The sequence below is a fragment of the Nonomuraea sp. NPDC051941 genome (assembly GCF_044593615.1).
This window is the reverse complement of the sequence record NZ_JBIUCF010000015.1, coordinates 234,264-256,596: the sequence shown is the minus strand read 5'-3', so window position 1 is coordinate 256,596 and position 22,333 is coordinate 234,264. Positions and strand designations below refer to the sequence as shown.

The 22,333-nt window shown below is 71.4% G+C and carries 20 protein-coding genes and 1 pseudogene; 13 read left to right on the top strand and 8 right to left on the bottom strand.

The window, feature by feature from the left end:
* Window positions 1-80: 80 nt before the first annotated feature.
* Window positions 81-644 (bottom strand): hypothetical protein, encoded by a 564-nt coding sequence (locus tag ACIHFD_RS26055; protein ID WP_397369062.1) that lies wholly within the window; start codon window positions 642-644, stop codon window positions 81-83.
* Between the two features lie 290 nt (window positions 645-934).
* Between ACIHFD_RS26055 and ACIHFD_RS26050 the strand changes: the two genes are divergently transcribed.
* From ACIHFD_RS26050 to ACIHFD_RS26040, 3 genes are all read left to right on the top strand, one after another.
* Window positions 935-1,600, top strand: a complete 666-nt coding sequence (locus ACIHFD_RS26050) for an SDR family oxidoreductase (protein ID WP_397369061.1) — start codon at window positions 935-937, stop codon at window positions 1,598-1,600.
* 148 nt (window positions 1,601-1,748) lie between these two features.
* Window positions 1,749-1,994, top strand: a complete 246-nt coding sequence (locus tag ACIHFD_RS26045) for a hypothetical protein (protein WP_397369060.1) — start codon at window positions 1,749-1,751, stop codon at window positions 1,992-1,994.
* Window positions 1,995-2,025: 31 nt separating this feature from the next.
* On the top strand, window positions 2,026-2,667 hold the full coding sequence (locus ACIHFD_RS26040; protein WP_397369059.1) for a leucine-rich repeat domain-containing protein: 642 nt from the start codon (window positions 2,026-2,028) through the stop codon (window positions 2,665-2,667).
* Here ACIHFD_RS26040 and ACIHFD_RS26035 read toward each other — a convergent pair.
* On the bottom strand, window positions 2,664-4,919 hold the full coding sequence (locus tag ACIHFD_RS26035; protein ID WP_397369058.1) for a WD40 repeat domain-containing protein: 2,256 nt from the start codon (window positions 4,917-4,919) through the stop codon (window positions 2,664-2,666). The genes ACIHFD_RS26040 and ACIHFD_RS26035 overlap by 4 nt on opposite strands.
* Before the next feature lie 144 nt (window positions 4,920-5,063).
* Here ACIHFD_RS26035 and ACIHFD_RS26030 point away from each other — a divergent pair, with 144 nt between their 5' ends.
* From ACIHFD_RS26030 to ACIHFD_RS26015, 4 genes and pseudogenes are all read left to right on the top strand, one after another.
* Window positions 5,064-5,555, top strand: a complete 492-nt coding sequence (locus tag ACIHFD_RS26030; protein WP_350732684.1) for a cupin domain-containing protein — start codon at window positions 5,064-5,066, stop codon at window positions 5,553-5,555.
* A complete protein-coding gene (locus ACIHFD_RS26025; protein ID WP_397369057.1) occupies window positions 5,555-6,184 on the top strand; it encodes an ArsR/SmtB family transcription factor in 630 nt (209 codons plus the stop codon). Before ACIHFD_RS26030 ends, ACIHFD_RS26025 begins: the two co-directional genes overlap by 1 nt.
* A 101-nt stretch (window positions 6,185-6,285) precedes the next feature.
* Window positions 6,286-7,050, top strand: coding sequence for an SDR family NAD(P)-dependent oxidoreductase (locus ACIHFD_RS26020; protein ID WP_397369056.1), 765 nt, complete (start codon window positions 6,286-6,288; stop codon window positions 7,048-7,050).
* 24 nt (window positions 7,051-7,074) lie between these two features.
* A pseudogene (locus ACIHFD_RS26015) lies at window positions 7,075-7,605 on the top strand (alpha/beta fold hydrolase); the annotation flags it as partial.
* Window positions 7,606-7,609: 4 nt separating this feature from the next.
* Here ACIHFD_RS26015 and ACIHFD_RS26010 read toward each other — a convergent pair.
* Together ACIHFD_RS26010 and ACIHFD_RS26005 are read right to left on the bottom strand one after the other, a co-directional pair.
* On the bottom strand, window positions 7,610-8,029 hold the full coding sequence (locus ACIHFD_RS26010; RefSeq protein WP_355202770.1) for a hypothetical protein: 420 nt from the start codon (window positions 8,027-8,029) through the stop codon (window positions 7,610-7,612).
* Window positions 8,030-8,415: 386 nt separating this feature from the next.
* Entirely contained in the window at window positions 8,416-10,329 is a 1,914-nt protein-coding gene (locus ACIHFD_RS26005) for an amino acid transporter (protein WP_397369055.1), read from the bottom strand.
* 252 nt (window positions 10,330-10,581) lie between these two features.
* On the opposite strand from ACIHFD_RS26005, the gene ACIHFD_RS26000 reads away from it, so the two are divergent.
* Window positions 10,582-11,598 (top strand): hypothetical protein, encoded by a 1,017-nt coding sequence (locus ACIHFD_RS26000; protein WP_397369054.1) that lies wholly within the window; start codon window positions 10,582-10,584, stop codon window positions 11,596-11,598.
* Between the two features lie 48 nt (window positions 11,599-11,646).
* Window positions 11,647-13,596, top strand: a complete 1,950-nt coding sequence (locus ACIHFD_RS25995) for a histidine kinase (protein ID WP_397369053.1) — start codon at window positions 11,647-11,649, stop codon at window positions 13,594-13,596.
* On the opposite strand, the gene ACIHFD_RS25990 is transcribed toward ACIHFD_RS25995, so the two are convergent.
* On the bottom strand, window positions 13,593-14,201 hold the full coding sequence (locus tag ACIHFD_RS25990; protein WP_397369052.1) for a DNA-binding response regulator: 609 nt from the start codon (window positions 14,199-14,201) through the stop codon (window positions 13,593-13,595). The genes ACIHFD_RS25995 and ACIHFD_RS25990 overlap by 4 nt on opposite strands.
* A 90-nt stretch (window positions 14,202-14,291) precedes the next feature.
* Here ACIHFD_RS25990 and ACIHFD_RS25985 point away from each other — a divergent pair, with 90 nt between their 5' ends.
* Both ACIHFD_RS25985 and ACIHFD_RS25980 read left to right on the top strand, forming a co-directional pair.
* The gene (locus ACIHFD_RS25985) at window positions 14,292-15,023 is read left to right on the top strand and encodes an ABC transporter ATP-binding protein (RefSeq protein ID WP_363977028.1); all 732 of its coding nucleotides are present in this window, start codon (window positions 14,292-14,294) and stop codon (window positions 15,021-15,023) included.
* Window positions 15,023-17,356: an FtsX-like permease family protein gene (locus tag ACIHFD_RS25980; RefSeq protein WP_397369067.1), complete on the top strand. Its 2,334-nt coding sequence runs from the start codon at window positions 15,023-15,025 to the stop codon at window positions 17,354-17,356. The genes ACIHFD_RS25985 and ACIHFD_RS25980 overlap by 1 nt, the downstream gene beginning before the upstream one ends.
* 11 nt (window positions 17,357-17,367) lie before the next feature.
* Here ACIHFD_RS25980 and ACIHFD_RS25975 read toward each other — a convergent pair whose 3' ends face one another.
* The 3 genes from ACIHFD_RS25975 to ACIHFD_RS25965 are packed head-to-tail and all read right to left on the bottom strand — an operon-like array spanning window position 17,368 to window position 20,547.
* The gene (locus tag ACIHFD_RS25975; RefSeq protein WP_397369051.1) at window positions 17,368-18,336 is read right to left on the bottom strand and encodes a DUF2332 domain-containing protein; all 969 of its coding nucleotides are present in this window, start codon (window positions 18,334-18,336) and stop codon (window positions 17,368-17,370) included.
* A 56-nt stretch (window positions 18,337-18,392) separates the two neighbouring features.
* Window positions 18,393-18,845 (bottom strand): polysaccharide lyase family 7 protein, encoded by a 453-nt coding sequence (locus ACIHFD_RS25970; protein ID WP_397369050.1) that lies wholly within the window; start codon window positions 18,843-18,845, stop codon window positions 18,393-18,395.
* Window positions 18,793-20,547: a polysaccharide lyase family 8 super-sandwich domain-containing protein gene (locus ACIHFD_RS25965; protein WP_397369049.1), complete on the bottom strand. Its 1,755-nt coding sequence runs from the start codon at window positions 20,545-20,547 to the stop codon at window positions 18,793-18,795. The genes ACIHFD_RS25970 and ACIHFD_RS25965 overlap by 53 nt, the downstream gene beginning before the upstream one ends.
* Window positions 20,548-20,675: 128 nt before the next feature.
* On the opposite strand from ACIHFD_RS25965, the gene ACIHFD_RS25960 reads away from it, so the two are divergent.
* Window positions 20,676-21,695: a LacI family DNA-binding transcriptional regulator gene (locus tag ACIHFD_RS25960; RefSeq protein ID WP_397369048.1), complete on the top strand. Its 1,020-nt coding sequence runs from the start codon at window positions 20,676-20,678 to the stop codon at window positions 21,693-21,695.
* 110 nt (window positions 21,696-21,805) lie between these two features.
* Window positions 21,806-22,258: a VOC family protein gene (locus tag ACIHFD_RS25955; RefSeq protein ID WP_397369046.1), complete on the top strand. Its 453-nt coding sequence runs from the start codon at window positions 21,806-21,808 to the stop codon at window positions 22,256-22,258.
* Window positions 22,259-22,333 lie beyond the last annotated feature (75 nt).

Genomic DNA, 22,333 nt, shown 5'->3' with positions numbered 1-22,333 from the left:
CCACGCCGGCGTCCTCCAGGTCGATCTCCGTCGATGCCTGGATCACAGTACTCATCAGGTGCGTTCTCCTTGATCAGGAGTTACACCAGTGACCGTACAGACCCGACGGCCAAGTATTTTCCGTCCGGGGTCCATTGGAAGGACGAGGCCGGGTCGATGTTGCGTACGGCAACGGCTTTCGAGGTGCCGGTCACGGCGTCGATAATGACAAAGCCCGTCGTATTGATCCCGTTCTTTTGGATGCTGAGGACAAGTTTGCGACCATCGCGCGTCCACTCCGGGACGGTGGCCTTCAGCGGTTTCCGCACTGTGCGGATGCGCTTGGCTTTGCCCGCGCTGTCGAAGATCACTACCGAGTTGTACGCCCCAGGGGAGGAGTACGGAATAGCCGCGACCCTTCCGCCTTTCGGCGCTGGTTCGAGCTGGCTGTACCCCTTCTTTTCCACAAACGAGATCCCGTCGGGCGAGCGGAGGTAGGCGGCGCTTCGGGATTCTGACACCGTCTTGCTGAAGGCGGTGACACGCCACGGATCACCGTCCTGTTCATGCAGTACGACGTCCGCTTCGGGGACATCCACGTCGGAGTCAATGAACTGCTGGGCAGACGCGGGAGTGGCAGCGACCGTGGTCAGAAGCAGGCTCACGATCAGTACGCCGCGTAACAGTGGGGAGTGGATCACTATGGCAGCATAGGAAACGATCGTGGACCGTGACGATGCCTGAGTCGTGGCCCAGATCACGAGCCACGTAAGCAGGGGTTGCCACCAGGGTCGTCAGGTTCCAAGGACCGACGTAACTCCAGCTGAGGTGCACAGGCCGGTCTTCAGTGCTGGGGTCGCGGATTCTTGGGTCGTCGGGTCTCATCGGTTTCGGTCTGATCAGCCATAAGCAGATTTATTGGCTACTGGCGGGCTGTGCCCCCTACTGTGTCGCCGTGAAAACGACGCTGATCACAGGTGGCGCGAGTGGCATCGGGTTCGCGCTCGCCAAGCGGCTGGTCGCCGACGGGCAGGCGGTTGCTGTCACCGGCCGCGACCCGGCCAAGCTCGCCCAGGTGCCCGGCGTGTTACGCCTGCCGGGGGACGCCACCGACTATGACGCCGTGCAGGATGCCGTGACGGCGACCGTCAAGGAGTACGGCAGGCTCGACCATGTTGTCGCCAACGCCGGCTTCTCCACCCACGGCCCGCTCACCGAGACCGACCCGGACCGGCTGCGCGACATGGTCCTCACCAACGTGCTCGGCCCCGCCCTGCTCGTGAAGGCCGCGTTGCCCGCGCTGCGCGAGACCCGCGGCCGGATCGTGCTGGTCGGCAGCGTCGCCGGGTTCATCCACTCGCCGGGCAACATGTACTCGGTGACGAAGTGGGCGGTGACCGCGCTCGCGGAGAACACCCGCATGCTCGTGACCGGCGACGGCGTCGGCGTGACGCTGATCGCGCCCGGCCGGGTGGACACCTCGTTCTGGCCGGACGGCCGTCCCGCCGGGCCGCTGCTCAGCGCGGACAACATCGCCGACGCCATCGCCTGGGCGCTGGCCCAGCCCGAAGGCGTGGACGTGAACACGGTCGTCGTGCGCCCCACCGGCCAGCCCACCTGATGTCCGCAGGCTGGCCGGGCTGAGCGCGACGGCGTGTTCGCCATGCCCATGACGCTGCTGGGCCCGGAGTTGCACGCGCCGGTGGTCGAGGCTGTGCATCACCAGGCCCCTGCTTGCCCTCTTCGGACATGCCGTCCGCTTGAGGCTCATGCCGGCAGGCGGGCTCCCTCAAGAACTGCAGCTTCTCGCGCGGTACCCATTAGGAGCCCAGGCCGGAGAGGTCATCGCCGAACGACATGTGCTCGGTGACAATGCCAGTCCCCCCGGCGATCAGGCGTGCAAGGGCTGGGACTGCCTCGCCGGGGCCATGAAGTCCGTCGACGGGCGAGTGATGTATGTCCTTCTGACCCGCCAGTACCAGAACAAGATCGAAGCCACACTCGTCTACTGGTGAGAACGAACCCCGCCAAAGGAGCATCACCCATATGTCTCTGGATTCGACGGTCGAGCAGCGCATCGCCCAGGCGCTGACGGACGATGCCGGCGTGTTGGACCTCAGGAATCTCCGGCTCGAACGGGTTTCGGAGTCCGTGAGGGAGCTGACCGGCATCACTCAGCTGCACTTACCCTTCAATCAGATCGCGGAAGTCCCGGATTGGCTGGGAGAGCTGCGCTCCTTGCGCGAGCTCAACCTGACCGGAAACCGGCTCCGCGACCTTCCTGACCCACTCGCGAGCCTCGCCTCCCTGCGAGAGCTCAGTCTGGCCGGGAACGCCTTCGCATCCGTCCCGCCCTGCCTGCGGAGCTTCAGCTCGCTCAACGTGCTCGACCTGAGCGACAACCACATCACCCTGGTTCCCGAATGGCTCGGCGAGTATCCGTCACTCACGCTTCTCGACCTCCACGGGAACCTCCTGGAGAGCCTCCCGGCCTCCCTCGGCGACCTGGCGTCGCTGACGCGCCTGGACGTCGCGGACAACGAGCTGGGGGAACTGCCGGAAAGCCTGGCAGGCCTGAGTTCGCTGGAGGAGCTGGACGCCTCCGGCAACAACCTGGACGAGGTCCCGGAATGGGCGCTGCACCTGGTCGGGGACGACTGGGACGAGGACGACGAAGAGGAGGACTAGGGAGCGTCGACTCGCCAGGCGAGCACGCGGCCGTAGTGGGACTGGCCGTACACGTGCAGACTCCCGCGGATGGTCGTCGCCGCGACCGAGCGGACCGGGCGGGCGAACGCGCCCAGGACGGCCAGGCGGTGCTGGGAGGCGGCGTCCCAGAGGGTCACCGTGCCGTCCTCGGTCCCGGACACCAGCAGGACCCGGTCCCCGTGCTCGGCCAGGCTCAGGCAGGTGACGGTCGAGGTGTGCGATATCCACTCGCGGCGTTCCCAGGCGGTGGTGTCCCACAGGTGCACGTACCTGCCGCTGGCGACGGTGAGCACGTCGCGGTCGGCGATCCGGCCCATGGCCAGCCCCTCGCCGGTGTCGTCCACGTCGAGCACCTGGAGGTGGCGGCCGGTCAGCGGATCCCAGAGATCCACCTCGTTGTCGCGCCGGGTGGCCAGCACCGGCTGGTCCCCGGCCCTGCCGAAGGCGCTCTCGCTCAGCGCGAACCCCCACCTGGGCAGCCTGGCCACGCACTCCTGCGTGACCGGGTCCCACACCTCGGCCCCGGCTGCGAGCAGCACGCGGCCGTCGACCTCGCCGAAGGCGAGAGCGGTGGGTGAGGCGTGGCCGCCGGCGCCGAAGGTGACCCGGCCGCCCGTGGCGTCGTCCTTCCGCGCGATCCCGCGGATCTTGCTCAGCGGCTGCCACAGCATGGTGCCGTACGCGGCGCAGCCGCTGCTCGCGAGGTACGGCCGACCGGCCGCGTTCCCGGCTGCGAGCCCTCGGCAGCAGTGGTCGTACGGCGAGAGGTCGCAGTCGTGGCCGCGGCCGCTCTGGCGGCAGCCCACCGAGCCGATCTTCTCTCCGCTCACCGCGTCCACGACGAGCACGGTGTCACTGTGCGTGCCGACGGCCAGGGCGGGCGCGCCCTGCGCCGTGGTGAACAGCGCCAGCCCCGACCCGCCGTAGCCGATCCGCCGGTGCCGGTGCGGCGTCTGCGCGTCCCAGAGCTGCACCGTCCCGTCGAGCCCGGCCGTGGCCAGGCAGAGGCCGCCCTCCAGGCTCCCGAACGCGGCGGCCGTGATCAGGCGGGTGTCCGCGTCCAGATGGACGTCCGTCCCGTCGCCCACGTACGTGATCACTGCCTTCGCGGGCCGTTCCCACGCCCGGCCGGTGTCGGTGTGGTTCGCCACGAGCATCACGTTCTGCCTGGCGTGGGTCGTCATGGCCACCGGACCCTGGTCGCGGTCGAACCCCCGGCCGCGGGCCCGGTCGCCGAGGTTCTCCAGTTTCAGGTAGACCGACTCGCGGCTCTGCACCATGTAGTCCGGCGGGTGTTCGATCCGGACCACCACGCCGATCTCGGGCCGCCCGTTCCACATGCCCACGAGCAGGGGCGGAGCGAACCCGTCGTTCTCCAGGTCCGGCCAGACATCGTTCAGTCCGGCGGTGCCCAACCGCTCGCCGGTGGCCGGGTCCCACACGTACAGCGTGTCGTAGCCCAGGGAGGCCAGCACCGTACGCTCTCCCAGCTTCGCCACCGCGAGGTCGAGCACCGTTTCGTCCCACTCCGCACGCAGTTCGCGTACGAGCTCGCCGGTGACCGGGTCCAGCAGGTCGACGCGCCCGTCGTGGTCGGCGGCCAGGATCTCGTCATCGTCGTACCCGATCGCCACGGCGAGCAGCACCCGCCCGCTCTCGGCCGCGACGAAGGCCAGGGCCGACGGGTGGCCCGCGGTCGTCTCGCGGGCGAACCCGCGCGCTCCGGTGAGCGGGTCCCACGTACGGATGGTGCCGTCGTGATCGCCGCCGGCCAGCACCGGGCTGCCGTTCACCACGCCGAACGCCAAGGCGCGGACGCTCGCCGTAAGGCCCTCCAGGTCCGGCCCCGACTGGTCGAACGCGTCGCGCAGCCGCACCATGTGGTCGTCGCCGCCGCTGGCCACGAACGTACGCCCCCCGAACTCGCCCACCGCCACCGCCCGGACCGGGCCGTCGTGCCGGGCCGGGCACACGTGGAAGGCTGTGGGCCGCTCGCCGGTCTCCCACGCCAGGGCCCACGTGCCCGGCCCTGCCGCGTCCAATGCCGCCAGGGCCTCCGGCTCCTCGGCCGCGGCGGTCGCGCGCAGGAACTCGAGCCGTTCGGGGCCGGGGAGAGCGAGGAGGCGCGGGAGCGCACGGCGGCAGGCTCGGAGGACGGCCGGTGGCCATGGCCCGCGGAGCGCGCCGCGCAGGAGCTCCGCCTCGTGCAGTGCGGTGAGATCGAGCGGCATCGGGCGCTGTTCCTCTCCTCGCGCTCGGTCAGAACCTAGTGATCGTGATCACTGAGGCGCGGCGCGCTTCGCCAAATCGTGATCTGGCCGGCCGGGAGCGAAGAGGATATTCTAAGATTCCTTAGAACATGAGAAGGAGTGGACATGTCTTACCCCGAGCCCCGATACCTGGCAGAGTCCGGCGAGCACAGTGGCGTCCTGCGCACGGCGGACACCCCGCCCGACCTGTCGATGGCCAGCGGCACGCAGGTGCACTACCTCGGCACGGGCGGCTCGACGAACGGCGCGTTCGGCCTGTACCGATGGGAGATGGGCCCGCGCCCGTCCGGTCCCGGCGCGCACTTCCACCGCACGATGACCGAGTCGTTCTACGTGTTGTCCGGCACCATCAGGCTCTTCAACGGCGAGAAGTGGGCCGAGGGGAAGCCCGGCGACTTCCTGTACGTGCCCGAGGGCGGCGTGCACGCCTTCCGCAACGAATCGGGCGAGCCGGCCTCCATGTTGATCCTCTTCACCCCGGGCGCGCCCCGCGAGGCGTACTTCGAGGAGCTCGCCGACATCTCCAACACCGGCCGCGAGCTCGGCCCCGAGGAGTGGACCGAGCTGTACCTGCGTCACGACCAGTACATGGTCTGATGTCCGAGTCCCCAGAGGAGCCGATCTACCAGCAGCTGGCCCGCATCGGCAAGGCCCTGGCCAGCCCGGTGCGGCTGCGCCTGCTGGACGTGCTCGGCCAGCGCGAGCACACGGTCGAGGAGCTGGCCCAGGCGGCGGGGGTGGCGCTCAAGAACACCTCCGCACAGCTCCAGCAGCTTCGGGCTGTCCATCTGGTGACCAGCAGGAAGGACGGCCAGCGGGTCTACTACCGGCTGGCGGACGAGCGGGTGTCGCGGTTCCTGGCGGAGTTGCGGGGGTTCGCGGAGGAGCGGCTGGCAGAGCTGCGCGACGCCGTACGGACCCGGCTCGGGCCCCTTGAGGGGGTGACCGCCGACGAGCTGGCCTCCCGCCTGGCCGACCCCGGCACGCTGGTCGTGGACGTGCGCCCGGCCGCCGACTACGCGGCCGGGCACGTGCCGGGGGCGATCTCCCTGCCCATGGCCGAGCTGCGCGAACGCCTGGACGAGCTGCCCAGGGAGAGGGAGATCGTGGCGTATTGCGGCGGGCCGTACTGCGCGGTGTCCTCGGAGGCCGTACGCGTCCTGAGCGAGCACGGCTACGCGGCCCGAGCCCTCGACGGCGGCTACCCCGGCTGGCAATGGCGGTGAGGCCTGGTGAGCGTGCGGTGAGTACGCGGTGAGGCGGTGCCGCCAGGGTTGAGCCATCGCCGGATCCGCACCGAGGACCGGCCGCTGGCAAGGAGCAGAAGATGGGCGTTCTGGCGGGCAAGACGGCGCTGGTCACGGGTGGGTCGCGAGGCATCGGGCGGGCGGTGGCGCTGCGGCTGGCCGCGGAGGGCGCTCTGATCGCCGTCCACTACGGCGGGAACGACGTGGCGGCCAAGGAGACCGTGGGGCGGATCGAGGAGGCGGGCGGCCAGGCGTTCGCCGTCCGCGCCCGGTTCGGCGAGGCGGGCGCGGTGGACGAGCTGTTCGAGGGGCTGACCGCCGGGCTCGCGGGACGAGGGCTGGACGTCCTGGTCAACAACGCGGGCATCGGTCCGGCCAAGCCGATCTCGCAGACCACCCCGGAGGAGCTGGACCGCGTGCTGGCGATCAACGTCAGCACGCCGTTCTTCGTGATCCAGCGCGCGCTGCCGCTGCTGAACGACGGCGGCCGCATCATCAACATGGGCTCGACGGCCAGCCGCTTCGCGGTCACCACGCAGATCGGCTACACCATCAGCAAGGCGGCGCTCGCGTCGATGGCCCCGACCCTGGCCAACGAGCTCGGCAGTCGCGGGATCACGGTGAACACGGTCGCCCCCGGCGCGGTGCGGACCGACATGACCGCGGGCTACACCTCGATCCCCGAGGTGGTGGCCGGGCTGGAGTCGATCACGGCGCTCGGGCGGCTCGGCGAGCCGGAGGACGTCGCCGACGTCGTCGGCTTCCTGGCGGGGCCGCAGGGCCGGTGGGTGACCGGCCAGACCATCGACGTGTCCGGCGGCACGTACCTCGGCCCTCTCACCTGACCTGGCGTTTCACCGCCCGGGAGCGGCTGGAGCGGCCCCATCCGGCTGCCGCGCACCGCCGACGAGCTGTACGACCTGCTGCGGGTCGCCGGCGTTCCGGGGCCGTACGTGCTGGTGGGGCATTCCCTGGGCGGGCTGTACGCGCGCCGCTTCGCCCAGCTCCACCCCGACGAGGTGGCCGGGCTGATCGCCCTGGACATCCTTTACGAGGAGTGGGACGCCTACGTGACCGAGCCGTTCCGGCTCACGCAGGCGCAGGCGCTCGACGAGACCGTCACCGAGATCCCGGCCGAGCTGGTCGAAGGCGCGCGGGCCCTGCTCAACGGCATGTTCGCGAGCTGGCCTGCGGACATCCGCGAGGCCCTTGTCGCCCGGCACCTGGACCCCGCTGCGTTCGCCGACGGCATGCGGGAACGCGCGAACCTCACCGACCTGGCCGCCTCGGTCTCCCGCGGCGAGAACCGCGTGCTGGAGAACGCCTCGCACAGCTGGATCCACATCGAAGGGGCCGACGCCGTCCTGAAGGGCATCCAGGACCTGATCGAGAAGGTCTGAACCGTCACTGCGCCTCGTGCGGCAGCTCCTCGGGACGCCCGTGTAATCGCCCGAGGATCACGGGGGCACGACGGAGGTCCGCCCGCATCAGGCGGTGCCGGCGGCGGGCACCGCACACGTATCCCCAGGCGCAGCCCACGAGCGCCACGGCGGTGAACGCGGCCAGCCGGAGCAGGTCGTCGGTTCCGAAGGCCAATTGGCCTTGGGGATGCGCCAGAAAGCCCGTTGCGAAACACCACGACATCGCGCCCGTCGCCAGTGCGGCGAAATAGCGCCGCACCCAGGCGCCGAACACGCCGACCGCCACCGCCATGACGATGATGCGTGCCGTGGCCTCGGAGAAAGCCAGCGCGGCGACGACGCAAGCGCCGACCGCCCACACGAACCCGGCCGGAAGCAGCATCTCCACAGGACGCCCGCGCATCGACCATCCTTTCTGTGGGAGCAATTTCATAAAACCCGCCCGGGCCCGCGGGGGCGATATCTTCTACGGCATTACTTCGCAATCGCCACGGCCGTTGACGCGTTATTCACGCGGTGCGGCGGCCGGTCAGGCCACGCGCTTCGCGGGCCTGGACAGCGCGCCCGCCGGGTCGATGACGACGCCGATGCCCTCCGCGGACAGCGCGTCCTTCTTGTACTGCTCATGCACGGTGCGCCGGGAAGTCTGGTCGGCATGAGCGACGGCTGGGCGAGGAGACGCGGTGCACAGCGTGCAGGTGGTGCTGCTCCTGGTGGCGCTGGCGTGACGGCGGTCGTGGTGGCCGCGGTGATCCTGGGCGGGCAGGCGACTGAAGCCGCCGCCTATGGTCAGCCCACGTGGACGCGCGGCCGCAGCTCCGGGTCCGACTCGGCCTGGCGCAGCACCTCCCTGGTCACCGGCGGCACGTCACCGCCGCCGAAGACCAGGTAGCGCAGCATCGCCACGGCCGGATTGCCCTCGGTCCAGTGGAAGTAGATGTGCGGCACGGAGCCGGTCCGGTCGCGCAGATGCAGCAGCAGCGCGGCCAGCGCGTTCGGCACCGCGGAGGTCTCGACCGACAGGATCTTGTGGCCGTACCGCTCTTCCCCCTTGACGTGCAGCTCCGACTCGAACTCGGAGGCGTCCGGCACCGTCGCCTCCACGAACAGGACGGGCTCCGCGGGACGCAGCCGGTGGGTAACCCACGCCTCGCGCAACTTGTCGTTGTACTCGGCCTGGTCCCGCTCGTGCGGCTCGTTGGCGATCACGTGGATCTCGCCGCACGCCGCCTCGTTGACGAACTGCTCGGCCAGCGGGTCCAGGTGCACCGCCGTGACCCGCAGCTCGGTGGAGCGGGTGGCGCGGGAGATCAGCGAGAGGCCGACGATGCTCGCGATGAAGAACGAGGCGATCTTGACGCCGTCCGGCCGCTCGAAGACGTTGTCGATCAGGGTGTAGGCCAGGACGAACGAGATGAGCGCGAACCCGGCCATGGCCTTGTGCTGCCCCTGCTTGCCGGCCGACAGCGTCACCGCGACCGCGGCCGAGAGCATGAGCACGAGCACGCCGGTGGCGTACGCGCCGCCCTGGGCGTCCACGTCGGCGTCGAAGATGATCGTGATGGCGAACGCGATGACCGAGAACACCAGCACCAGCGGCCGGATCGCGCCCGTCCACTCCGGCGCCATGCCGTACCGGGGCAGGTAGCGCGGCACCAGGTTGATCAGCCCGGCCATCGCCGAGGCCCCGGCGAACCACAGGATCGCGATCGTGGAGATGTCGTACACGGTGCCGAACCAGTTGCCCAGATATTCGTGCGCCAGGTAGGCCAGCGCCCGGCCGTTCGCCTTGCCGCCGGGCTCGAACTCCTGGTGCGGGATGAGCACGGTGGTGACGAAGCTGGAGAAGACGAGGAACACGCTCATGATCAGCGCGGCGGTGGTGAGCATCCGCCTGGTGCCCTTGATCCGCTCCTGGATCTCGCCCTTGACCACCGGCATCACCGCGACACCGGTCTCGAACCCGGACAGGCCCAGCGCCAGCTTCGGCATGACCACGAGAGACAGGCCGATCATGGCCAGCGGGCTGGAGAAGTCCAGGCTCAGCGCGCGTTTCCAGTCGACGACCACCTGAGGGGCCTCCAGCACGTGCACGACGGCCGTCGCGACCACGACCGCGTTCAGCGCCAGGTAGACGAAGACGAGCACCACGGCGATGCCGATCGCCTCGGTGAAACCCATCAGGAACACCCCGCCGAGCAGGGCCAGCAGCACGAGCGTCACGATGACCCGCTCCCCGGCCAGGAAGTCCGGCACGAACGGGTTCTCCAGGATGTGGGCGGTCGCGTCCGCCGCCGACAACGTCATCGTGATCACGAAATCGGTGGCCGCGAAGCCGAGCAGGACCAGCACGAACAGCTTGCCCCACCACTGCGGCGCCAGCTTCTCCAGCATCGCGATCGAGCCCTGCCCGTACGGGCTCTCGACCGCGACCCGGCGGTAGACCGGCAGCGCGCCCAGCAACGTGAGCGCCACCAGGAACAACGTGGCCAGCGGCGAGAGCAGCCCGGCCGCCAGCGCCGCGATGCCCGGCTGGTAGCCCAGCGTGGAGAAGTAGTCCACGCCGGTCAGGCACATCACCCGCCACCACGGGTGCTTCACATGAGGACCGTGCTCGATCTGCTTCCGGTCGGTCTGCAAACCCTCCAGCAACCAGGAACGCAGCGTCCCTTCCGTGGGGGCCGGCTTTTTCGCCAGCACCATAACGGTCACCCCTCCGAAATGGCCGCATAAATATGCATCGCACACTATCCAGGCCAAAGAGGTGATTAGCCTGGTCAGGGCGTCAAGAAAACGTATAAATCGGAGACTGACCAGTACCGTCTCGGCACTATCGGCCCGGCCGTAACAAGATGCCCGGTTCGTGACGAGGTCATGCCCGGCCGGTGATCACGTCTCTGGTTGGGCAGGCCGCTGACCAGCAGAGTTGCACTCAGTCGATGTGAAGGAGTCGTCATGGGTGCCCTGCTACCGCGCCGGGACTTTCGCAAGGCCACGTCCGCGTGGCATGGTCCGCTCAGCTACTGCGCGGCGGCGATGGCGGTGCTGGCCGTCGGCTGCGCGATCGGGCTCGCGGTGGACGGGCGGACGCTGATGGGCCAGGGGGTGTGGCTCAAGCCGATCAAGTTCGCGATCTCCCTCGGGCTCTACGCGCTCACGCTGGCCTGGATGATCGGCCAGGCCCGGCGGTGGCGGCGGACGTTGTGGTGGCTGGGCACCGTGACCGTGGGCGGCTTCCTCCTCCCGGAGATCACGGCCATCACCTTCCAGGCGGCACGGGGCGTGCGCAGCCACTTCAACTTCGCCACCGGGCTGGACGAGACGGTGTTCATGATCATGGGTGGCGCCGCGTACCTGGGCTGGCTGCTGACCTTCGCGATGGGGATCCTCCTGATGGCGCAGCGCCGCCTGGACCGGGCGATGGCGTGGGCGATCCCGCTGGGGCTGGCCATCTCGCTCGCGGGCATGTCCGTCGGCTACCTGATGACCGCTCCCACCCCCGGCCAGGCGGAAGGGCTGGCCAGAGGGCTGAGCCTGACCACGATCGGCGCGCACAGCGTCGGCGCGCCCGACGGCGGCGCCGGCATGGCGGTCACCGGGTGGGAGACCGGCGCGGGCGACCTGCGGGTGGCGCACTTCGTCGGCCTGCACGCCCTGCAGGTGCTCCCGCTGGTCGCGATCGGCCTGCGCCTGCTCGCCCGGCGCTTCCCGGTCCTCGCGGGCGCCGGCACCCGTACCGCGCTGGTGGTCGTCTCCGCGCTCGGGTACGCGGGGCTCACAGGGCTGGTGCTGTGGCAGGCGCAGCGCGGGCAGGCCCTCGTCCACCCCGACGCGTCGACGCTCGGCGCCGCCGCCGCTCTCGCCGGGCTGGTCTCGGTCTGCGCGGCCGCGGTCCTGGCCCTCTCCGCCCGCAGGCCAAGGGCGTCGGCCGGGCCGCGCGTCCCCGCTGCCGCGGTCGGGACCTCCGCCTGATCCCCGGCACCCGGCGTCTCCTAGGCTGCTCGGGTGCACAAGCGGGCGATGCTGATCGTTGTCGTGGTGTTCGCGGGCTTCGCGAGCATCTACGTGGCCGCCGGTTCGCCCCTGGCGCTGGCCGTGTTCGGGGTGCAGGTCGCCTTCGCCCGGTGGCGGTCGTGGTGGCTGGTCCCCCTCCAGGCCGTCCTGGCGTACGGGTCGGTCCTGCTGTCCGACTCCTCCGTCGGCGTGCTCGGCTTCGTCGGCGGGACGTTGCTGCTGACCCGGCTGTGGCCGCTCGCCCTGGCGGTGGCGGCGAGCGCCGCGCTGCTCGGCCCCGCCGACCCGGTGATCAGCATGGTGCTGATCTCCCTGGTCGTCTACGGCCTGACGAAGATGATCGACCGGATCGACGAGGTGAACGCGGCCAGGCTCGCGCTGGCGGTGACGGCGGCGGCCGAGGAGCGGCTGCGCATCGCCGCCGAGCTGAGCGCGGGCCTGGGCAGGGCGCTGGCCGCGATCGCCGACGGCGCCCGGACGGGCGAGCCCGACGTGGAGACCGCCCGCCGCTCGCTGGCCGAGGCCAGGGCCGCGGCGGCGAGCTACCGGGCCATGTCCCTGGCCCCCGAGACCACCACCGCCAAGGCCATGCTGACCGCCGCGGGCGTCACCGTGGACGTGCGCGTCGGGCACGCCGAGCCGCTGGGTCCCGCGGGAGCGCTCCTGGCGGCGGTGCTCCGGGAGGCCGTGACGGAGATCGTACGGCGGCGCACGGCCACCACCTGCCGCATCGAGACCTTCACGGAGGCGGGCACGGTACGGCTGCGCGTCTCCCACGACGGCGCGCGCACGGCCGGCGACGAGAGCCTGGGCGACCTGCCGGCCCAGGTCGAGGCGGCAGGCGGCACGCTCGCCGTCGAGCTCACCGACGAGGCCCTGGTGACGGTGGAGGCGAGGCTGCCCGCCACGGTCACCGAGCCCGTGCCCGACCCGGGTGGCAGCGTGCTGCCGATGGCGCTGCTGGCGGCCGTGCTGGTGGGGTTCTCGGCCAAGGCGCTGCTGGTGGCCGGCTCGCCGTGGCCGGCGATCCCGCTGGCCGTCATCGTCTTCATGCAGCTGCGATCGGTCGAGGGGCGGCACCCGGTGGCGCTGTCGATCATGGCGGTGCTGACGTTCGCGCCGATCCCGCTGTTCGGGCAGGCGTGGCTGGGCGTGGCGGGGTTCCTGGCGGGGCCGATCCTGCTGGCCTTCCCGTGGGCGGCGGCGCTGCCGCTGGTGGCGGCCATCGTCGCGGTGGTGGCGGCGGCCGGCGTGCTGCTCGGCCTGCCGGTCCCGCTGATCGTCAACTACCCGATCAGCACGGTCGTGACCGGCCTGGTCGTGTACGGGCTGCTCAAGCTCGCCCAGCTGGCCAGGGAGCTGCACGAGTCGCGGGACGGCCCGGCCCGCGCGGCCGTCGTCGAGGAACGCCTGCGCGCCGCCCGGGACCTGCACGACCTCCTCGGGCACACCCTGGCGGCGATCCTGCTCAAGTGCGAGCTCGCCCGCCGCCTCGACGCCGAGCGGGCACGCAAGGAGCTGGACGACGTCCTGTCGATGACCGAGCAGGCGATGCGGGACCTGCGGACGGTGTCGGGCGGGCACCGGGAGCTGTCCCTGGCCACCGAGGCGGAGTCGGCCCGTTCGCTGCTGGCGACCGCGGGCATCGACGTCCTGCTCGACCTCGGCCACGACACCCTCGCCGGGGAGGCCGACACCACGCTCGGCATCGTGCTCAGGGAGGCCGTCACCAACGTCCTGCGGCACAGCTCGGCCCGCCGGTGCACGATCACGACGTCCGTACGGGACGGCGCCGTGCGGCTGAGCGTGCGCAACGACGGGGCACGGGCCGCGGAGGGACGCCGCGGCTCGGCCGGGATCGGCAACCTCACCACCCGGCTGACGGCCCTCGACGGGCGGTTGGCCGTGTCCCAGGAGGACGGCTGCTTCGAGCTGACCGCCACGGTTCCGATCTAGATCCAGCCCGCCTCGGTGGCGATGCGTACGGCGTCGGTGCGGTTGCGGGCGTTGAGCTTGGCGACGATCGCGGTGATGTAGTTGCGGACGGTCCCCGCGGTCAGGAAGAGCTGGCCCGCGATCTCGGTCGCCTCGGCGCCCGCCGCGACCAGCCGCAGGACGTCGGCCTCGCGCGGGGTGAGCGGGTTGTCGGCCAGGTTCCACGCGGTGCTGGCGAGCGAGGGGTCCAGAACCCGTTCGCCCCGCGCCACCTTCCTGATCGCGCCCGTCAGCTCCTCCGGCGAGGCGGTCTTCAGGATGAAGCCGTCCACCTGGGAGGCGAGCGCGCGGCGGAGGTGGCCCGGCTTGCCGTGGCCGGTGAGCATGAGCGTGCGGCAGCCCGGCAGCTTCGCGCGCAGCTCGCCGGCGGCGTCGAGGCCGTCGATCGCGCCGGGCATGTCGACGTCCAGGACGGCCACGTCCGGCTGGTGGACCAGGGCGGCGGAGACCACCGCGTCCCCGGACTCGACCGCCTGGACCACCTCGATGTCGGGCTCGATGCTGATCAGGGCCACGAGCGCCTCCCTGATGACGTGCTGGTCCTCGGCCAGGAGAATGCGGATCACCTGACCATTATGTCCGGATCATGATGAGGTCATGGCGGGGTGGTGACCGGCTCTCTGGTGGCTGAAAGCGCAGATCAGCAGGCTTGAGGCATGACAGAGGCAGTGCGGTTGGACGCGGTGAGCAAGGTGTACGGCAGGGGCCGGAGCGCGGTGGCGGCCCTGCGCGAGGTGTCGATCGCCATCCCCCGGGGCACCTTCACCGCCGTCATGGGCCCCTCGGGCTCGGGCAAGAGCACGTTCCTGCACTGCGCGGCGGGGCTCGACGTCCCCAGCTCGGGATCGGTACGGCTGGGCGGCACCGACCTGGCGGGCATGGACGAGAACGCGCTGACCGAGCTCCGGCGGCAGCGCGTCGGCTTCGTGTTCCAGGCCTTCAACCTGGTCTCCGCGCTGACCGTGACGGAGAACATCACGTTGCCGCTCATGCTGGCCGGCGCCAGGGTGGACCAGGGCTGGCTGCGGGAGGTCGTGCACCGGGTGGGCCTCGACGGCCGTGCCGGGCACCGCCCGGCCGAGCTCTCCGGCGGCCAGCAGCAGCGCGTGGCGATCGCCAGGGCGCTGGTGACCAGGCCGGAGGTGGTGTTCGGCGACGAGCCGACCGGCGCGCTGGACACGATGACCGCCCGCGACGTGCTGACCCTCCTGCGGGAGGTGGTCTCCGGGCTGGGCCAGACCGTGGTGATGGTCACCCACGACCCGGTGGCGGCCTCGTACGCCGACAACGTGCTGTTCCTGGCCGACGGCCGGATCGTGGACGCGATGGCGGCTCCCACCGCCGAGAAGGTGGCCGGGCGCATGACCGGGCTGGGGGCGTGGAACTGATGATCTCCTTCGCGTTGAGGATGCTCCGCCACCGCAAGGCCGGGTTCGCCGGCGCGTTCGTGGCCCTGCTGTGCGCGGCGGCTCTGGTGACGGCGTGCGGGATGCTGCTGGACACGGGCCTGCGCGGCGGGGTGGCTCCCGAGCGGTACGCCGGCGCCCCCGTGATCGTGGCAGGCGACCAGTACGTCCGGCAGGCCAAGGAGAGCGGCAAGGAGAAGGCCAAGCTCCTGTCCGAGCGCAGGTGGATCCCGGCCTCCCTGGCGCAGGATCTCGCCCGCGAGCCCGGCGTGACGAAGGTGGTCACCGAGGTGACCTTCCCCTACGCCGGGTTCACCGCCCACGGCTGGGAGTCGGCCGCGCTCACCCCGTTCACGCTCGCCGAGGGGCGCGCCCCCAAGGCCGCGGACGAGGTGGTCGTGGACGCCCGCCACGCCGGCCGGGCGATCCCCGGCCACCGCGTGGTGGGGGTGACAGCGCAGGCGCTGCCCGGCCAGGACACGATCTTCTTCGCCACCGGCGAGGCCCGCCGCCTGGCCGGACGTGAGGGCCTGGTGACGGCGATCGGCGTCTGGCCCGGGGTCGAGGTCGCCGTCAAGGGCGCCGTGGCCTACACCGGCGACGAGCGCGGCGCGGTGGAGTTCCCCGAGGCGGAGAACGCCCGGGTCAAGCTCATCAGCCTGGGCGGCGCGCTCGGCGGCACCTCGCTGCTGATGGCGATCCTCGTCGTGGTGGGCACGTTCGCGCTGTCCATGCAGCAGCGCCGGCGTGAGATCGCCCTGTTGCGGGCCGTCGGCGCCCTCCCCGGGCAGGTCAGAAGGCTTGTCGGCGGCGAGGCCCTGCTCATCGGCGCGGTCGCCGGGGCGCTCGGCTCCGGGGCCGGGATCCTGCTCGGGTTCTGGCTGCGGTCCAGGTTCGTCGACCTGGGCGCGATGCCGGCGAACCTGCGGCTGGTGGTCAGCCCGTTCCCCCCGATCGTCGCGGTCCTGACCACGCTGGTGGCCGCGTGGGTGGCGGCGCGCGTCTCCGCCCGCCGTACGGCGCGGATCAGGCCGGTGGAGGCGCTGGGAGAGACGGCGATGCCCGCCGCCGGGATCCCGCCGGTGCGGCTGGTCGCGGGCCTGCTCGCCCTGGCCGGCGGCGTGGTCCTGACGATCGTGCTGTCCGGCCTGAACACGGAGGCGGCCTCCAGCCCGGTCACCATGCTGACCGCGCTGGTGTGGACGATCACGGTCGCCCTGCTCGGGCCGGTGGTCGCGCGGGCGGTGACGGCGCTGCCGCTGCGCGCGCCCGGCGTGGCCGGCTACCTCGCGCGCAAGAGCCTGCGCGCCGGCACCGGACGGCTGGCCTCGGTGATCGTGCCGCTGACCCTGATGACGGCGATGACGTGCACGATCCTGTTCGTGCAGACCACCATGGGACACGCCGCGCAGGGCGAGCTGAGCGCGGGCGTCAGGGCCGACCACGTGCTCGGGCCCGGCGCCTCCGCCGCCGCCGCGCGCCAGGTGCCCGGCGTGCGTGCCGTCACGGAGGTGCTGCGCACGTCGGTCAGGATCGACCTCGAGAAGTACGCCGTCCGGGCCGTCACGCCCGGCGGCCTGGACCGGACGATGGACCTGGGCGTGGTGGCGGGCTCGCTGGACGGGCTCGGCGACACGTCGGCGGCGATCAGCCGCACCGCCGCCGACCGCCTGGACGCCGCCCTGGGAGACCGGCTCAAGCTGGTGCTCGGCGACGGCACCCCCGCCGAGGTGCGGGTCGTCGCGATCTACGCCCGCGGTCTCGGCTTCGGTGACCTGACCCTTTCCCGCGAGCTCGTCGCAGGCCACGTGGACGACCCGCGGGGCACCGTCCTGGTCTCCGGCGGGGACCGCGAGGCGCTCCGGCGGGCGTCCGGCGTGCCGGTGCTCGACGGGGCCGGGACGGCGCAGGTGGAGAGCCCCAACGCGGCGGTCACGTACGTCGCCATGGGCCTGATCATCGCCTTCTGCGCGATCGCCGTGGTCAACACGCTGGCCATGTCCACCCTGGCCAGGTCCAGGGAGCTCGCCCTGCTGCGGGTGGTGGGCACGACGCGGCGGCAGGCGGCGCGGATGCTGCGCGCGGAGACGCTGACGGCGACGGTCGTGGCGGTGGCCCTCGGGACGGCGATCTCGCTGGTGACGCTGGCCGCCTTCAGCGCGGGGATGACGGGGTCGGCGCTGCCGTACGTGCCGCCGGTCGCGTACCTCGCGGTGGTCGCCGCCGTGGCGGCCCTGGCGCTGGTGGCCACGGCTGTCCCGGGCAGGTTCGCGCTGAGCTCCCGTCCGGCGGACACGCTCGCGGCGCGCGGGTGAGGGGCCAGGTCTCAGGCGGGCAACCAGCGGAGCCAGCCACCGTGCATCGCGGAGAACGCGACGGGACGCCCGTCGAGCGCGAGCGCGTAGGTGAGGACGTCCGCCGGCGGCCGCTCGCGGAGCTGGGCGTCCACGCCGGGTAGGACGCCCGGGTCCTCCTGGGCGATCCAGTGGCCGCCGAGCCGCCGGACCTGCTCCACGAACGTGGCGCGCTCGTCGTCCGGCACGTAGTAGAGGACCGCGGTGTGGTAGACGACGAGCGTGGCGTGCTCGGGCGCCTGGGCGGCCACCTCGCCGACCAGCGCGTTGAGGTCTCCCCGCACGATGCGGGGCGGATCCCGGCGCGCCACGTCGATGGCGGCGTCCAGGCGCCGCAGGCGGTCGTGCTGTCCGGGCCAGACCAGCGTCCTGAGCCACCGGACGTCGTCGGGGTCGGTGACGTCGAGGGGGTTGAGGTCGATGCCGGCCCGCCACGCGACGGTCAGCGCGCCGCCCGGCTCGGCGAAGGGCGACTCGCCCTCGGTGCGACAGCGCAGCCGCACCGGGCTGTCCACGCCCCCGGCCAGGCGTCCGTCGTAGTCGTAGCCGTAGCGGTCGGGCAGCAGGCACAGCCCGGCCGACGCGCCGACCTCCAGCAGCGCCAGCGGCTGCGGGAGCGAGGCGAGCAGCGGGTAGAGAGCGGCGCACCGGGCCGCCTCGTTGGTCTGGGTACGGCGGGCGAGCATCGTGGCGACGACCGCGTCGCGGTGGTCGAGCACGGACCGGCGGAACTCCTGATAGCCGGCGGGCGTCCCCGCGACGTACCGGGCGGCGGCGAACAGCAGGTTGGGCTGCCGCTTGGCGGGCGGGAGGCCGGACAGCAGCGCGATCAGGTCGGGGTCGCCGGCCACCCCGGAGGCGAGCTGCTCGTACAGCGGCGACGAGCCGCGGGCCTCCCTCGACGCGAAGCGCCGGTACTGTTCCGCGGTCGTCGGCTCCATGATCGGCACTCTAACGAGGCGGCCCGCCCCTGGGAATGGAGCGGGCCGGCCGGGTGTCACTTGCGATAGATGTGGATGTTCTTGAGGTAGTTGTCGCTGCGCGCCGACATCCCTGCCCGGCCGTAGAGGCCGGCCTTGAAGTAGTGGGTGGCCGCCCCGCGGTCGTTGAAGCTGGTGCGGTACTGGCGGTTGACGAAGATGTGGATCTTGCCGATGCCGGTCTCGTGGACGACGTTGAGCCGGATGTACTTGTCGTACACGGGGGCGTAGATCTGCGTCGTGGAGTCGTAGTAGTTGATGCTGTCGGTGTTCATGGCCAGCGTCATGAACGCCGTCGCCGACGTCGCGCCGCCGAAGACCTGCATGACGCACATCCGGTGCGTGCCCGCCCCGATCTTCATGTCGCACTCGAACTGCGCGTCCCCCGAGGTGTAGTCGTTGTGGAAGCGCAGCTCGCTACGCGGGCCCGAGTCCTGGCCGGGGAAGGTGCTGGGGTCGGTGTCGTACACCCAGAAGTGGTGCTCGCCGGTGGCGGCGTCGTAGGTGTGGCGGGTCCTGTCGGGCGGCTGGTGGACGGAGTAGCTGGGGAAGATCTCCGTCCAGCCGGAGCCGATGGGGCCCGCCGCTTGGGCGGCGGCGGCCCGGGCCGGGGCGCCGCCGATGAGCGGGACGGCGAGGCCGGCCATCGTGCCGCCGAGCAGCGCGCGGCGGCTGGGTGCGTGATCCATGCGTTCCTCCTAGGTGTTGAGTCGGAGTACGGCGGAGTGGGTGTGACCGCGGGTGCCGCAGACGGCGACCGAGACGGCCCACCGGGCGGGCCCGTCGGCCGTCCGGACCAGCCGCACGGGTCATGCCGTCGCCGGTGTACCAGCCGTGCAGGTTCTCCAGGTTGATCCCCTCGGCGGCGCCGATCCGCTCCGAGCACATCGAGATCGCGTACGCCCAGGTGGGCCGCCGGTGCACGACGCGGTCCATGTCGGCGAAGACGTACGTGCCCTCCGTACGCGGCCCCGTCGGGACGGCGGCGTCGTTCAGGATGGCCTTGGCCTGCCGCACGGCGGGCAGTCCCGCCCTGGCCAGGAACGGGTGCACGGTGTTGCGCGTCACCCAGCCCTTGATGACCGGCCGCCACCGCTCGGCGTAGGCGCGCGGGGCGCCCTCCAGCAGGATCAGGATGCCTTCCAGCGCCTTCTGCCCGGCGTCCGTGTCTCGCCAGCCCTGCACGCTGATCTGCCGGCCGCGGACCATGTCCATCATCAGCCCGTCGTAGATCACCGGGATGAACGACCGGTCCACGATGTCGAAGACGTTGACCACGTCGGGGTCGGCGATGTCCCATGGGGAACCGGCGTAGAGGGTGATCAGCCGGGCGACGCCGTCGAGGTGGTCGGTGCCGTACGCGCCGGTGTACGGGTAGAACTCGTGCTGGATGAACGAGCCGTCGCGGTAGAAGCCGTCCCGCGGGCCCTCGGTCAGCTTGAGCAGGCTCCACCTGCCGCCGCCGAGCTTGTCCGAGATGCCGTCCCTGGCCAGCTCGATCGCGGTCGCGTCCCTGGTGAGCACGCCGCGCATGGCCACGGCCATGGCCTTGTTCGTGCGGTTCGCCCCGGTCTCGGTGATCGTCGCGTTGCTGATGCGGTGGTCGGCGTCCGGGCACCAGCGCAGCAGCGGCCCGAACCAGACGTCCAGCCGGCCGGCCGGGATGTCCTCATAGAGGAGCGCGCAGGTGTCGGTCAGCGAGCGCGGCACGCCGATCTCCCACCAGAACCAGTTGCTGTTCTGCCGTTCGAGCCGCTCGTTGTAGGCGTGCTCGTACAGGAAGTCCAGCGCGCTCACCACGTCGGCGGCGAACGCGGCATCGCCGTGCATCCGCGTGCCGGGCGTCGCCCAGCCCAGGGCCATGCCGCGCACCTGGCTGTAGGCCCGGCTGAAGTTCCCGGTACGCGGGTCGTCGAGCGGCAGGCCCGGCCAGAGGCTCGGGCGGGCCGGATCCGGGCTCATCGACGCCCGCAGTGAGGCGGCGGCCGAGTCGACGGCGGCCACCTTCGCGGCGAAGTCGGGGTCGCCCGGGTCGAACGCGCCGCCCGCGATCATGCCGGTCCACCGCAGGCGGGCCGCGTCGAAGGCGTCCTCCGCGCGTGCCGGGGCCGCCAGGCCCAGGGTGGCCGCGGCAGTGGCGGCGGTGAGGAAGGTGCGGCGGGTGAGGGCCATGTAGAGTCCCCCAAAGGGATTTGCGAAAGGTTGCGAAACATCAACCTGCCGGAAACGTAGGCGAAACGTCGGATGTCGTCAAGGGCTTGTCCGAGACGGCAGACTTAGGGGACGGGAGGATGTGAACAGTGGACGACATCACGACGGAGCGGCGGAGCACGATGGCCGACATCGCGGCTCAGGCCGGCGTCTCGGTCTCGACCGTGTCCAAGGTGCTGCACGGGAGGTCGGATGTCTCCGCGAAGACCAGGGGCAAGGTCCAGCGGCTGCTCGGCCAGCACGGCTACACGCTGCCCGGCCGCTACGAGCATCCCGGCGGCCTGATCGAGTTCGTCATCAACGAGCTGGACAACCCCTGGGCGGTGGAGCTGATCCGCGGCGCCGAGGAGGCGCTGCAGGCCGAGGGCATGGGCCTGGTCGTCTCGGCCGTGCACAAGCGGAGCAACCTGGCCCGCCAGTGGCTCGACGACCTCGGCACGCGCGGCTCGCTCGGCGCGATCCTGGTCATCTCCGAGCTCTCGGCCGACCAGGAGCGCGAGCTGCGGCGGCTGGGCATCCCGTTCGTGGTGGTGCAGCCGTCCGTGGACGAGGGCCCCGACGTGCCGTCGGTCGGCTCGACCAGCTGGAACGGCGGCTTCACCGCGACCAGGCACCTGATCGAGCTCGGCCACCGGCGGATCGCGATGATCACCGGCCCCGCGCACCGGCTGACCTCGCGGGCCCGGCTCGACGGCTACCGCGCCGCGCTCGACCAGGTGGGCATCGAGGTCGACCCCGCCCTGATCCGGCACGGCGACTACAGCCACGAGCCGGCCTACCACCACGCCATGGAGCTGCTGGACGTGCCCGACCGCCCCACGGCCGTCTTCGCGGGCAACGACATCCAGGCGCTGGCGACGTACCGGGCGGCCCACGCGCGCGGCCTGCGCGTGCCGGAGGACCTGAGCGTGGTCGGGTTCGACGACCTGTCCTTCGCGCAGTGGATCGCCCCCACGCTCACCACCGTGCGCCAGCCCCTGGCCAACATGGCGGCCATGGCCGCCCGCATGCTGATCCAGCTCATCAACGGCCAGGAGCCCGACACGCCGCGGGTCGAGCTGGCGACCAGCCTGGTGATCCGCGAGAGCACCGCGCCGGCGCCTGGTTAGCGGCCCGCGGGTGGCGCGTCAGAAAAAACCGAAAATCCGGTGTCTGGTCTGTCGATCCGGCCCAGGGGAGTTCGACGCGTTGGCGAGAGACCTCGTAGGAAGGAAACGCCATGCAGAAGATCACAACGTTCCTCTGGTTCCACGACCAGGCCGAGGAGGCCGCCGGGTTCTACACCTCGCTCTTCAAGGACTCGCGCGTCCTCGAGGTCACCCCCGGGCCCACCGGGGCGGCCATGGTGGTGACGTTCGAGCTGGCCGGGCAGCGGTTCATCGCGCTGAACGGCGGCCCGGAGTTCACGTTCACCGAGGCCGTCTCGCTCTACGTCGACTGCGACTCGCAGGAGGAGGTCGACGAGCTGTGGGCGAAGCTCACCGAGGGCGGCGAGGAGTCGCAGTGCGGCTGGCTCAAGGACAAGTACGGCCTGTCCTGGCAGATCATCCCGCGCCGCCTCCAGGAGCTGATCGGCGACCCCGACCCGGAGCGGGCGCAGCGCGCCGTCAAGGCCATGATGGGCATGAGGAAGATCGACGTCCAGGGCCTGGAGGACGCGGCCAAGGGCTAGGCGCGGGTGGGCGGGCCTTCCCGGTCCGCCCACCGCCGGGAAAATGCGGTGCGGGCAGGGCGATCACTGAAGTAG

Bases quoted from the DNA above. Each gene is read 5' to 3' on its own strand.
- ACIHFD_RS26000 (WP_397369054.1), top strand. From the start codon at position 10,582: ATGGGTGCCCTGCTACCGCGCCGGGACTTTCGCAAGGCCACGTCCGCG.
- ACIHFD_RS25985 (WP_363977028.1), top strand. From the start codon at position 14,292: ATGACAGAGGCAGTGCGGTTGGACGCGGTGAGCAAGGTGTACGGCAGG.
- ACIHFD_RS25975 (WP_397369051.1), bottom strand. From the start codon at position 18,336: ATGGAGCCGACGACCGCGGAACAGTACCGGCGCTTCGCGTCGAGGGAG.
- ACIHFD_RS25955 (WP_397369046.1), top strand. From the start codon at position 21,806: ATGCAGAAGATCACAACGTTCCTCTGGTTCCACGACCAGGCCGAGGAG.
- ACIHFD_RS25980 (WP_397369067.1), top strand. From the start codon at position 15,023: ATGATCTCCTTCGCGTTGAGGATGCTCCGCCACCGCAAGGCCGGGTTC.
- ACIHFD_RS26020 (WP_397369056.1), top strand. From the start codon at position 6,286: ATGGGCGTTCTGGCGGGCAAGACGGCGCTGGTCACGGGTGGGTCGCGA.
- ACIHFD_RS26005 (WP_397369055.1), bottom strand. From the start codon at position 10,329: ATGGTGCTGGCGAAAAAGCCGGCCCCCACGGAAGGGACGCTGCGTTCC.
- ACIHFD_RS26010 (WP_355202770.1), bottom strand. From the start codon at position 8,029: ATGCGCGGGCGTCCTGTGGAGATGCTGCTTCCGGCCGGGTTCGTGTGG.
- ACIHFD_RS26030 (WP_350732684.1), top strand. From the start codon at position 5,064: ATGTCTTACCCCGAGCCCCGATACCTGGCAGAGTCCGGCGAGCACAGT.
- ACIHFD_RS25995 (WP_397369053.1), top strand. From the start codon at position 11,647: ATGCTGATCGTTGTCGTGGTGTTCGCGGGCTTCGCGAGCATCTACGTG.
- ACIHFD_RS25965 (WP_397369049.1), bottom strand. From the start codon at position 20,547: ATGGCCCTCACCCGCCGCACCTTCCTCACCGCCGCCACTGCCGCGGCC.
- ACIHFD_RS26025 (WP_397369057.1), top strand. From the start codon at position 5,555: ATGTCCGAGTCCCCAGAGGAGCCGATCTACCAGCAGCTGGCCCGCATC.
- ACIHFD_RS26040 (WP_397369059.1), top strand. From the start codon at position 2,026: ATGTCTCTGGATTCGACGGTCGAGCAGCGCATCGCCCAGGCGCTGACG.
- ACIHFD_RS26045 (WP_397369060.1), top strand. From the start codon at position 1,749: ATGCCGGCAGGCGGGCTCCCTCAAGAACTGCAGCTTCTCGCGCGGTAC.
- ACIHFD_RS26035 (WP_397369058.1), bottom strand. From the start codon at position 4,919: ATGCCGCTCGATCTCACCGCACTGCACGAGGCGGAGCTCCTGCGCGGC.